Source organism: Tenacibaculum larymnensis (genome assembly GCF_028829235.1).
GTDB classification, from domain to species: Bacteria; Bacteroidota; Bacteroidia; order Flavobacteriales; family Flavobacteriaceae; genus Polaribacter; species Polaribacter larymnensis.
Map to the genome: position 1 here is coordinate 117569 of NZ_JAIWJY010000001.1, position 12978 is coordinate 130546.

10 protein-coding genes are annotated in these 12978 nt (G+C 32.6%); 5 read left to right on the plus strand and 5 right to left on the minus strand.

The annotated features are described in order from the left end of the window. The first annotated feature begins 28 nt into the window (after positions 1-28). Positions 29-1690 carry an RNA-directed DNA polymerase gene (locus LCI24_RS00605; protein ID WP_274638685.1) on the plus strand — a complete coding sequence of 554 codons (1662 nt, stop codon included), beginning with the start codon at positions 29-31 and terminating at the stop codon, positions 1688-1690. A 49-nt stretch (positions 1691-1739) separates the two neighbouring features. Further along, positions 1740-3929 carry a transglycosylase domain-containing protein gene (locus tag LCI24_RS00610; protein ID WP_274638686.1) on the plus strand — a complete coding sequence of 730 codons (2190 nt, stop codon included), beginning with the start codon at positions 1740-1742 and terminating at the stop codon, positions 3927-3929. Between the two features lies 1 nt (position 3930). Here the strand turns inward: LCI24_RS00610 and radA are convergent, their stop codons facing one another. The 4 genes from radA to panC form a co-directional block, all read right to left on the minus strand. Beyond that, positions 3931-5292, minus strand: a complete 1362-nt coding sequence (gene radA, locus LCI24_RS00615; protein ID WP_274638687.1) for a DNA repair protein RadA — start codon at positions 5290-5292, stop codon at positions 3931-3933. A 35-nt stretch (positions 5293-5327) separates the two neighbouring features. After that, entirely contained in the window at positions 5328-6278 is a 951-nt protein-coding gene (locus LCI24_RS00620; protein ID WP_274638688.1) for a lysylphosphatidylglycerol synthase transmembrane domain-containing protein, read from the minus strand. Position 6279: 1 nt separating this feature from the next. Then, positions 6280-6630: an aspartate 1-decarboxylase gene (gene panD, locus LCI24_RS00625; protein ID WP_028891458.1), complete on the minus strand. Its 351-nt coding sequence runs from the start codon at positions 6628-6630 to the stop codon at positions 6280-6282. 96 nt (positions 6631-6726) lie between these two features. Next, positions 6727-7578, minus strand: coding sequence for a pantoate--beta-alanine ligase (gene panC, locus LCI24_RS00630; protein ID WP_274638689.1), 852 nt, complete (start codon positions 7576-7578; stop codon positions 6727-6729). Positions 7579-7674: 96 nt separating this feature from the next. On the opposite strand from panC, the gene LCI24_RS00635 reads away from it, so the two are divergent. The 3 genes from LCI24_RS00635 to glmS are packed head-to-tail and all read left to right on the plus strand — an operon-like array spanning position 7675 to position 11903. Next, positions 7675-8490, plus strand: coding sequence for a glycogen/starch synthase (locus LCI24_RS00635; protein ID WP_121146590.1), 816 nt, complete (start codon positions 7675-7677; stop codon positions 8488-8490). Continuing rightward, positions 8490-10037 carry a DUF4270 family protein gene (locus tag LCI24_RS00640; RefSeq protein WP_274638690.1) on the plus strand — a complete coding sequence of 516 codons (1548 nt, stop codon included), beginning with the start codon at positions 8490-8492 and terminating at the stop codon, positions 10035-10037. The genes LCI24_RS00635 and LCI24_RS00640 overlap by 1 nt, the downstream gene beginning before the upstream one ends. Before the next feature lie 9 nt (positions 10038-10046). Then, a complete protein-coding gene (gene glmS, locus LCI24_RS00645; RefSeq protein ID WP_274638691.1) occupies positions 10047-11903 on the plus strand; it encodes a glutamine--fructose-6-phosphate transaminase (isomerizing) in 1857 nt (618 codons plus the stop codon). Positions 11904-11956: 53 nt separating this feature from the next. On the opposite strand, the gene LCI24_RS00650 is transcribed toward glmS, so the two are convergent. After that, positions 11957-12916, minus strand: coding sequence for an endonuclease/exonuclease/phosphatase family protein (locus LCI24_RS00650; protein WP_274638692.1), 960 nt, complete (start codon positions 12914-12916; stop codon positions 11957-11959). Positions 12917-12978: the final 62 nt, after the last annotated feature.

A 12978-nucleotide genomic window follows, 5' to 3' on the forward strand; every position in this document is an offset into this window, starting at 1 on the left:
TTCATCCTATAAAACTTAAAATCACGCTATGAATCTTGTAAAAAAACATGTTTCTGAAACAAAAGCTTTAATTAATGAAAACTCCAAGGATTGTAGTTCACTAAACAATATAGCTGAATGGATATTAAATATAGGTTATTACCCTGAGCCATATGTAGTACCTCCATGCTTTAAAGTAAGTGGTTTTAAATTATTAGACTCAAGAATAGAAAACAAAAATTATGATGATAACTGGGAGTCAAAAAAACTAGTTAACATATCTTTTCCAAAAACAGGGTTAGTCCAAAGAACATTTGGAATAATTCACCCTGAAATATATCACGATATTGTAAGAGAGTTAATTTCAAATTGGAACGATTTGATGGATCATTTATTTAATGATCAAAATGAAATTTACTCATATAGCTTCCCTATCTCAATACCAAAAAGAGATGGTAGTAAACTAAGATCAGGAAGAATGATCTACGAATTTCTAGAAATGTCTGAAAAGGATTTATCAGCAGAAGCATACAAATATAAACTCCTAACAAAAATAGACATAACAAACTTCTATAATTCTGTCTATACGCATTCAATTTCTTGGGCTTGGGTCGGAGATAGATATGAAGCACTAAAGGATTCAAAAACTTTTATTCAATTAGGCACCAAACTTGACAAATTATTTCAATATGCAAATGACAGACGAACAAATGGTGTAGCTGTAGGTCCCGTTTTAAGCGATATAATAGTTGAAATAATTCTAGCCGAAAGAGACAAAGTCATTACACGTAAATTAAAAGAATTGAAAATTGACTTCTTAGCAACAAGATTCAAAGACGATTATAGATTTTTATGTCAATCTGAAAATGACAGTAAAAAGATTATTAGAACCGTCATTGAGGTCTTAAACGAGTTTAACTTGCAAGTAAATGAAAAAAAAACGTCCGTTGAATTGCTTCCTGAAAGCTTATATCGTAAGCACTCCCTTAAATATGAAACATATTCATTACGTGAAAAATTTAAAAGCAAAAACATTCCTTTTAAAGTTTTCGAAAACACTTACCTTAAAACATTGCAAATCCATCGTGAATTTTTAGGCACAAGTATTTTAGAAAAATTTCTAGGTGAATTAATCGATAACGATACGAGTAAAAAACTTTATAAAAGGTTAAAAATAGATTTTGAGAATATAAACATTCCCAAAGAATCATCTAATTATGAAAAAGTAAGAAGACAAAACATAAAAAAAGGAATTAGCCTATTACTTATATTAAAAAACGAATCTTCTAAAACCTTGAGTAAGGTACTATCAATAATTGAATGTTTAATTTCAAATCCAGAAAACGAATGGTTAATTAATGAGAATTACATTTTTAATATATTTTTATCAGAAATGGAAAACGCTATTTTAAACTCATCAGCTTTTGAATTAATTTGGTTAATTTATTTCACTGAAAAACACGGTCTCTCAATTGACATCACTAGATTAACTAAAAACCTAAAAAAAGAAGGAAAAATAAACAAAACAGAAAATGAGTTAGAGGTTTTAAAAAATCCATTTGTTGCAACTATAAGAAACAAAATGCCTGGAAAAGGCTCATTTCCTAACCCTTTTGGAGAAGAAACATTAACAACTAAAATATTTACTCCTATAAAAGATCTTGGTGAAATTAATTTAATTGATTATTTAGACGTTTTTAGGAGAGAGTAAAAGACCATTTTCTCACAATTTTAACACCTAAAACTCGTTATTTTATACAATGAAAACACTCAAAGAAATACAATTTCAACTTAAAAGAAATAAGAAATTAACCCTTTTATTAAAATCCATAACAGGACTCATTCTTTTTGGTGTTCTTTCTGTTGTAGTGTTATTCTCGTTAGTGTATTTTGAAGTGTTTGGTAAACTCCCTAACAAAGAAGAATTGACATCTATCATCAATGAAGAAGCTTCTTTAGTTTATTCATCAGACGAAGTAATTATAGGTAAAGTATTTGCTGAGAACAGAACTAATGTTCAACTAGAACAAATTCCAAATCATTTAAAAGAAGCACTCATTGCTACAGAGGATAAACGATTCTATTCACACAACGGATACGATGGTCAAAGTTATGCCCGCGTTTTCTTTAGAAGTATTTTACTACAAGATGCCTCAGGTGGTGGCGGTAGTACGATTACACAACAATTAATTAAAAACCTATACGGTAGACAGTACCATGGTTTTTTGAGCATGCCTATCAATAAAATAAAGGAACTCATCATCGCTAGTCGAATGGAAAACCTATATAGCAAAGATGAAATCTTATTGTTGTATTTGAATTCGGTTCCTTTTGGAGAAAATAATTTCGGAGTAGAATCGGCTGCTAATCGATTTTTTAATAAGTCAGTTAACGAATTAAACATCGAAGAATCAGCTGTATTAGTGGGGATGTTAAAAGCCAACACTTATTATAATCCGAGATTAAATCCAGAAAATGCTAAAAAACGACGTAACACGGTGCTTCAATTAATGAACAACGAAGCGTATTTAAGCAATGAAGTTACCGATAGCTTACAAAAACTACCTATTACACTCAACTATCATAACCTTGATATAAATACAACAGCGGGTTATTTTACCTATCAGGTAAAGAAAAAAGCTGCTGAACTCATAAAAAAGAGTAACGAAGCTTCTAACAGCAACTATAACTTAGAAACAGACGGATTAAAAATTCATACAACACTGAATTACGATATTCAGAAAATTGCAGAAAAATCTGCTAAGGAACAGCTCATCGTCAAACAACAACAATTAGACAAAGAATTAGCTTCAAACAGGTTAAAAAATAGGTGGCTACAAAAGCAACAATTCACAGAAAAAGATAAACAAAAGAAAACTATTCAACTCTTTGATTGGGACAGTACAAAAACCATCACAGGAAACAAAATTGATAGTCTTTGGTATTATGATAAAATGCTGAATGCATCTGTATTAGTTACGAATCCGAAGAATGGCGCAGTAATCAGTTGGGTTGGTGGAAATAATTTTAACACACTTCCTTTTGATATGGTTTTATCGCACCGTCAAATAGCTTCGGCTTTTAAACCTTTTTTATATGCTACCGCTCTAGAAAATGGAATTTCTCCATGCGATTATTTTGACAACGAAGAGAAAACCTATCCTGAATACGATAACTGGAAACCACAAAATGATGACCATAGCACCACTCCTGATAAAAAAGTTGCCATGTGGTATGCCTTAATTAAATCGATGAACATTCCTAGTGTAAATCTATATTTTAAACTAGAAAAAGAATGGCTAATCGATACTTGTGAAAAATTATTGTTCCCTGAAATTACCGACAACGCTCCTTCTATTGCTTTAGGAACACTAGATTTATCACTGTTTGAAGCTACAAGAGCTTACGGTTCATTTGCTAATAATGGTGAAATGAACGACTTGTATATGATTAGTAAGATTACAGATAAAGAAGGGAATATCATATACGAAAGTGAAAAGCAAAAGGCAGAAAGAGTATTTAAAGAAGAAAGTACACAAACACTAAATACCATTTTACAACAAGCGGTAGAACAAGGAACAGGAGCCAGTATAAGAAGCAGGTATAAAATCAAAAGTCCGTTAGCCAGTAAAACTGGTACTGCTCAAAATTACACCAACGCTTGGTTTATGGCATATACACCAAATATTGTTCTCGGAACTTGGGTAGGAACTTCTAAAAACGACATACATTTTACTAGTGGAAATGGTTCTGGTTCTTCTTTAGCGCTGCCTATTGTAGCCAACATACTAAAAGAAATAGAAAACAACCCTGAACTCAAGAAAAAATACTTAACCTCTTTTGATATACCAGAAGAAATATCTTCGTCAATAGACTGTCCTCCGTACAGAGAAAAAGGAATTAAAGGTTTTTTCAACAGACTTTTTGGAAAGAAAAAGGAAGAAAATTAACCTAGGCAAACAACGTAGCAAAAGCTTCTTCAATCTTACTAACTAAAATCAGTTTTATCGAATGATTTTTACTAGTAATTTTATTGTACTTTGAGGTTACAAATGTTTTATATCCTAACTTTTCAGCTTCGGTAATACGTTGATCTATCTTGGAAACTGGTCTAATTTCACCTGCCAAACCAACTTCAGCAGCAAAACATACATCGGGATTGATCGCCAAATCTTGATTTGATGATAAAATCGCTGCTACAACTGCTAAGTCTATCGCGGGATCATCTACATGAATTCCACCCGTAACATTTAAAAAGACATCTTTTGCTCCTAATTTGAAACCCGCACGTTTTTCTAACACTGCTAAAATCATGTGTAAACGTTTCAAATTATAACCTGTTGTTGTTCGTTGTGGCGTTCCGTAAACAGCTGTAGAAACTAAGGCTTGAATCTCTATCATCAACGGACGAATGCCTTCCAACGTTGACGCAATAGCAGTACCACTTAAATCGGCATCTTTTTTAGAGATTAAAATTTCTGAAGGATTGGATACTTCTCGTAATCCGTCTGATAACATTTCGTAGATTCCTAATTCAGCCGTAGAACCAAAACGGTTTTTTTGTGAGCGTAAAATTCGATAGGTGTGATTTCTGTCTCCTTCAAATTGCAACACCACATCTACCATGTGTTCTAAAATCTTTGGCCCTGCAATATGCCCTTCTTTATTAATATGCCCTATTAACAACACTGGAGTTGCTGTTTCTTTCGCAAATTTAATGAGTTCTGCGGATGTTTCTCGTATTTGTGATATACTTCCTGGTGAAGCTTCAATAGAGTTGGTATGCAAGGTTTGGATAGAATCGATTACCAACACATCGGGCTGAACTTCTTCTATATTTTTAAAAATCTGCTGGGTATTAGTTTCGGTAAGAATTAAACAGTTAGGATTTTTCCCTTCTACACGCTCAGCACGCATTTTTATCTGCGACTGACTTTCTTCCCCAGAAACATAGAGTACTTTTTGTGGAATTTGTAAGGCGATTTGTAACAATAAGGTTGATTTACCAATTCCAGGCTCTCCTCCCAGTAACACCACAGCTCCTTTTACCAATCCACCACCCAAAACAGTGTCTAACTCTTGATTTTTAGTTCCAAAACGTTCTTCTGGATTCAGTTGAATATCTTCAACTCGTAAAGGTTTTGCAACTCTCTTTTGTGAGCTTGATGGCGATTTCCAATTTCTTTTTTCTTCTTTTTGAATCACTTCCTCAACAATAGTGTTCCATTGTTTACAAGAGCCACATTGCCCTACCCATTGTGCATGTTGTGCTCCACAGTTTTGACAGAAAAAAGTCGTTTTGGTTTTTGCCATTCTATTTGTAAGATTTACCTACAAAGAAAAGAAAACTATTTGTTTTTATTGTAGATGGGTAAGAACAAAAACGCCAACCCTCCAAAGACAATAATCATAGCCGTTTGAGCAGTCCACATAATCCAACCAAAAGCAGTTGCGGGTTCTTCTGCGATTCCAAATAAAGCTAAGGCTCCCGCTACTGCAACAGGATACAATCCTATTCCCCCGTTAGTAGCAGCAATAGCAAATCCTCCGGCAATAAAACCAATTAAAACACCTCCTAAAGGAACATGTAACCCTTCAATTGCTGGAATGGTTGCCCAAAACATTAACACATACATTACCCAGATAAATACAGTATGAAAAATGAATGCCCATTTGTGCTTCATTTTCAAAATGCTAGTAACTCCCTCAACAAGTCCTGCTACAAAATTTTTAATTTTTAGTCCGATTCCTGATTGTGCCTTTTTTACAAAACGTGTAAAAATCACAAATACCAGCACCAAACCTCCTAAAAGAACCCCAATTTTTATCGGATCAAAGTTTTTAGTTAATAATTCAAAAATAAAATCGAATTGTACAAAAAGTGTAATAGCTATGATACTCAACATCATTAACAAATCTGCCATTCGTTCGGCAACGATGGTTCCGAAACCTTTTTCAAACGGAATATTTTCATAGTTAGTCATCACTGCTGCTCGAGAAACTTCCCCTGCTCTTGGCACTGCATAATTCACTAAATATGCTACTAAAACCGCCATGGTACTATTACCAAAATCTGGTTTATAGCCCATCGGCTCAAGTAAAAACTTCCAGCGATAAGCACGAGACAGATGACTTAACACCCCAAAGAACAATCCTAAAGCTATCCAACCGTAATTAGCATCTTTAAAATATTGAACTAAGGTTTCAATTGAAATTTTTGATAATGAATACCAAACTAAAAAACCTCCCAAAATGAGAGGTAATAGTATCTTTGTAATTTTTTTGACTGATAAACTCAAACTATTCTAGCAAGTTGTTTTCTTCGTTAGGAAATACTAATTGTGGTTTAAACTTTTTGGCTTCTTCTAACTCCATAAAAGCATATACAATCAAGATAAGTACATCTCCTTTTTGAACTCTACGGGCTGCAGCTCCATTTAAAGTAATTTCACCACTTTTTCTTGGTCCAGGAATTGCATATGTTTCTAAACGCTCTCCATTATTGTTATTCACAATCTGAACACGTTCTCCTTCAATAATTCCAGCAGCATCCATTAAATCTTCATCAATGGTTATACTTCCTATATAATTTAAATCCGCGTTTGTAACTTTAACACGGTGTATTTTAGATTTTACTACTTGTACTAACATGCTGCAAAAATAGTTGTTTTTTAATGAATACTAAGTTGTTTTTTGATGATTTTAACATTATTACAAAGCTCATTCTTAAGCCTAAACATTAACTTTTTAATTATTCTTTAAACAAATATTATCTATTAAGCGAATGTCTCCTGCAAAAACAGCTATAAAAGCACGATACTGTTTATTTTCTTTAATATCTTTTGCAGTTTGTAATGTTTCCTCATCTGCAATGGTAAAATATTCCAATTCAAGTAATGGATGTTTTTTGAATTGCTTTTCTACCCATTTAGTTAAATCTTCAGGACTTTTTGCTCCAAATTTTTTTTTTGCTTTTTTTAATGTTTTATAAATAAATGGTGCAGCGTCACGGTGTTCTTTTGTTAATCTCGTATTTCGAGAGCTCATAGCTAACCCGTCATCTTCTCTAAAAATTGGTCTTCCTTTAATTTTTACTGGTAAATTATATTTTTCGACTAACTTTTTAATAATTTGTAATTGCTGAAAATCTTTTTTGCCAAAATACGCAGTATCTGGCTCTACAATTTCAAATAAAGTTTTTACTATTGTTCCAACACCATCAAAATGACCATCTCTAAACCTCCCTTCCATTTGATGTTCTAACCCATCAAAATCAAACTCTTCAGAAGTTACATTTTCGGCGTATATTTCTTCTATTGAAGGAAAGAATAACACATCACAATCTACAGATTCCAACAGCGCTACATCACTTTCGTACGTTTTAGGATATTTGTCTAAATCTTCTTTGTTATCAAACTGTGTAGGGTTTACAAAAATACTAACTACAGCAATATCCTTCTTTTTTTTCGCTCTCTTAATAAGCGATAAATGCCCTTGGTGTAGTGCTCCCATAGTTGGGACAAATCCGATTGATTTTTTATCCATTTTTAGAGCGGATAAAAACTCTTTTATTTCGGATTTACTTGTGAAAATTTTCATTGTTATTTTATTGAAATGCATGCAAAATTAGCAATTTAACACGATTTTTGCATTAAATTTCGTATTTTTGCACCTTCAATAAAAGAGACCGATTTAATGAAGGATAAGAGAATTTTATATGTTTCATCAGAGGTAACACCATATTTACCGGAAACAGAATTATCGTCTACCGCATTTAACGTTGCTAAAAATGCACATTCTAAAGGAATTCAAACCCGTATATTTATGCCTCGCTTTGGGGTTATTAACGAGCGAAGGCATCAGTTACATGAAGTTATTCGCCTATCGGGTATGAACTTAATTATCAACGACATGGATATGCCGCTAATAATTAAAGTTGCCTCTATACCTAAAGAAAGGATGCAAGTTTATTTTATTGACAATGACGAATATTTTAAGCGTAAAGCTGTATATTCTGACGAAGATGACAAACTATTTGATGATAATGATGAACGTATGATTTTCTTCGCCAAAGGTGTTGTTGAAACTGTTAAGAAGCTAAACTGGGCTCCTGATATTATTCATGTTCACGGATGGATGGCTTCGTTACTTCCATTATATTTAAGAGAATTTTATAAAGAGGAACCATTGTTTGCTGAGAGCAAGATTGTAACTTCGCTTTACAATAGTGATATTGAGGATTTGGGTAAAGAATTGGCTAACAAAGTTCGCTTTGATAAAATTGAAGATTCTAAAGTAGCTACAATAGAAACACCAAGTCATACTAACATTTTAAAGAGCGCTATTGAAAATTCAGATGCTATTATAAAAGGTAGCGAGGTTTTACCTGAAGAAATTGAAACTTTCATTGAAGAAAGCAATGTAAAGGTTCTAGATTTCCAATCAGAGGAAACTTTAACTGAAGCATATTTAGAATTTTATAAAGAAAACGTTTTAGAATTAAGCGAGTAATGATTAGAAAAATTGGTGTACTTGGTATTAGCTTGCTATGCTTAGCAGCTATTACATCTTGTGAAAAAGATTTTAGCGAGGTTGGAACAAACGTTGTTAACAACGATAAGTTTGAAACAGGAGAAATATTATTGGATGTTGAAATAACACCTATAGATATAGAAAGTGTGCAAGCCGACAATATTAACGCTAGTATTAGTGATTATTGGCTTGGAGTATATAATAACCCCAATGCAGAAAAAATTGAAGCTTCAATCATTTCTCAACTTGGTTATATCTCAAACTTAAACAATAAAGACACAGACACAACTGTATTCAATCTTGATAAGGTTATTTTAAAAATTCCATACCAAGCTACTTCTACAGGCACAACAGATGGAGTTACAAGTTTTAAATTAGATTCTATTTTAGGTAATCCTGATATTGCAACCAATATTCAGGTATTCCAAAATGAAACGTACTTAAACACATTAGACCCTAGTGATCCATCTAAAAGAAACACTTTCTTTTCTGATAAAGAATACTTAGGAAATAATGTATTAAACGAAGGTGGTATTTATGAATTAAAACCCAAAGCTACTGATACAGTATATATATTTGATAGAATTGATAGATCTTCTTCTTTAACTAGTACAACTACTTACAAAGATACTGTTAGAGCTATAAACTCACAAAAACTTAAAGTTCCATTTATAGCAATCCCTCTGGATACTACAAAAATGAAAGCCTTATTCTGGGATAAATTCCATAGCGGAGAATTTGCATCTAAAGACGCTTTTGAAGATTATTTTAGAGGAATTAAAATAGTTGCAACAGGAAGTGATGGATCATTAGTTCCATTAAACCTAGCTTCTTCACCTATCCCATCTATTGATTTTCTTTATACTAAATCTAGTATAAATGGATCAACCATAAAAAAAACCACCAAAGGTGCATTTATCTTTCCCTTATCAGGCATAAGAAATAGTCATTACAAAATGTCTCCTGCTACAACCTCTGCTCCAGCTAATAGTTTTGTTATTCAAGGAACAGCAGGAAGCATGGCTAGAGTTAAGATTTTAGACGAGACTAAAGTTCAAGAGTTGAAAAGCAATAATTGGTTAATTAATGATGCTTCTCTTACTTTTTATATAAATCAAGCAATTAATAATGATGCTGATGTTATTCCTCAACAATTATTCTTATATCAAAATAAGAAAAATGAAACAGGTGGCATTTCACCAACTCACTTAACAGATGCTTATGTTGACCCTACTTTTTTTGGAGGTCTTTTAGAGAAAACTGAAGATGACAGCCCTGAAAAATATACATTTAGAATTACTGATTATATTTCTAAGCTATTATCAGGAGAAGAAAATACAACTATTGATCCTTTAGTTTTAAAAGTATATAACCCTACGGATGCACCTGTTAACAATAATGTTTTAACGACTTCTGTCAAATCTTATAACTGGAACCCAAGAGCAGTGACATTACTTAATGGTGATGAAGCCGCTAATGGAACCAAAAGAGCCGTTTTAAAAATATCATATTCAAAAGAAAAATAACAAGTTGTTATGTGTGGAATCACAGGATATATTGGACATAGAGAAGCTTACCCAATTGTAATTAATGGGCTTAAGCGTTTAGAGTATAGAGGTTATGATAGTGCTGGAATCATGATGTATGACGGAGAAACAATGCACTTATCAAAAACAAAAGGAAAGGTTTCTGACTTAGAGGTAATTACAAATAAAGAAGAGAAAAGAAAAAAAGGAAATATAGGAATTGGTCATACTCGTTGGGCAACTCATGGTGTTCCTAACGATGTAAATTCTCACCCACATTTTTCTCAATCTGGAAACCTTGTAATTGTTCATAATGGAATTATAGAAAACTACGACACCATTAAAAAAGAGTTAACCTCAAGAGGTTATGAATTCAAGAGTGATACAGATACAGAAGTTTTAGTAAACCTTATTGAAGAAATTAAAAAAAGTGAAGGTTGTAAGTTAGGAAAAGCTGTCCAATTAGCTTTAACTAATGTTATCGGAGCTTATGCAATTGCTGTTTTTGACAAAACAAAGCCTAATGAGTTAGTCGTAGCTCGATTAGGTAGTCCTATTGCTATTGGAGTTGGAAAGAACAATGAAGAGTTTTTTGTTGCCTCAGATGCTTCTCCTTTTATTGAATATACAAAAGATGCTATTTACCTTGAAGATGGTGAATTAGCCATTATAAAAAAGGACAAAGGGATTAAAGTTCGTAAAATTGAGAGTGATAAAGAAATTGATGCGAATATTCAAAAATTACAATTAAGCCTTGAACAAATAGAAAAAGGTGGTTATGACCACTTTATGCTAAAAGAAATTTACGAACAACCTAAAGCTATTATAGATACCTATAGAGGTAGAATGCTTGCCAACGAAGGAATTATAAAAATGGCAGGTGTTGATGATAATATGTCTAAGTTCTTAAACGCTGACAGAATTATTATTGTAGCATGTGGTACTTCTTGGCACGCTGGATTAGTAGGAGAATATCTTTTTGAAGACATGGCTCGTATTCCAGTTGAGGTTGAATATGCTTCTGAGTTTAGATACCGCAACCCTATTATTACTCCAAAAGATGTGGTAATTGCCATTTCTCAGTCTGGAGAAACAGCTGATACTTTAGCAGCTATTAAATTAGCTAAATCTAAAGGAGCTTTTGTTTTCGGTGTATGTAACGTTGTTGGTTCTTCTATCGCTAGAGAAACACATGCAGGTGCTTATACACATGCTGGACCTGAAATTGGTGTAGCATCAACTAAAGCATTTACAACACAAATAACAGTACTTTCATTAATTGCTTTAAAACTAGCCCAAGCCAAAGGAACTTTATCTACATCTGCTGTGAATACTTATTTACAAACGATGCAGCAAATTCCTGCTCAGGTAGAAAGTTTATTAAAAATTGATGCCCAAGTTAAAGAAATTGCAGCCGTTTATAAAGACGCTAAAAACTGTTTATATCTAGGTAGAGGATTTAATTTCCCTGTGGCTTTAGAGGGAGCTTTAAAATTAAAAGAAATCTCCTATATCCACGCTGAAGGCTATCCTGCAGCTGAAATGAAGCACGGACCTATTGCCTTAATTGATGAAAACATGCCTGTTTTTGTTATTGCAACAAGTAGAGGACATTATGAGAAAGTAGTAAGTAATATTCAAGAAATTAAGTCTCGTAGCGGAAAAATAGTTGCAATTGTTACTGAAGGTGATGAAACAGTTAAGGAAATAGCTGACCATGTAATTGAAATTCCAGATACAGAGGAAGCTTTTTCTCCTTTGTTAACAACAATACCGTTTCAATTATTGTCATACCATATAGCTGTTATGTTAGGTAAAAATGTTGATCAACCAAGAAACTTAGCAAAGTCGGTTACTGTTGAATAACAATCGATTTTATTTAAAATATAAATCCTGAGAAAAAATTTCTCAGGATTTTTTTATACCTCTTTTTCTAGAGTAATATAGACAGGGAAATGGTCTGAAAAACCACCTTTATAAAAAGGTCCTATAAAAGTTCTAAATGGACTTCCTTCATATTTTCCTTTATATATTTTTAACCAATCTCTGTTATAAATATTAGCATGTAAAAAACTGTGCTTACTTTTTCCCATATCAAAAAAATCTCTTGAAAATATAATTTGATCAAACAAATGCCATTTCTTATAATGGGTTGTGGTTCCTATCCCTTTTTCATACAAAGACTTCATTGGATTATACAAGTCGTTAGACATTAAATGATCTTCAATACTTTTATTTATTGGATTATCATTAAAATCTCCCATAACAATGAATTTCGGAGCATTTTCTTCCTGTTTAATCTTATCCATAACACTACGAGTCAATTGAGCTGCCTTAATTCTGTTTCTTTCTGTTTCTGTTTCTCCTTCTCTTCGTGAAGGCCAATGATTTATTAAAACATGTACTATTTCATCATTAAAAACTCCCTTAACCACTAACAAATCACGCGTATAATCTACTTCACCCTCATCATCTGTTAGTAAAAGTGGGTGTGTTTCAGAAAGTATCACTTCAAAGAAATCTTTATTATACATCAAAGCAACATCAATACCTCTTTCATCAGGTGAATCGTAATGAACATAGTCGTAATTAAACTTTGATAGATTTTCATGCTTTACTAAGTCTTTAACAACTTTGGCATTTTCAACTTCTACCAAACCAACAATAACTGGTGGATGAGCAGATTGATTACTTCCTAACTGACTAATAACAGATGTTATTTTTCTAAGTTTATGATTGTATTTCTTCCTTCCCCATCTTAATTTACCATTTGGTGTATAATCATTATCATAGGTATTTGGATTATCAACAGTGTCAAATAAATTTTCGACATTATAAAAAGCAACGGTATACCTATTTCTTCTTCTATTTGATGTCATTTAAGATTTGTTTACTTCTCGAAAGTACAAAAATGTATGGATCTTATAACATAAAACTAACC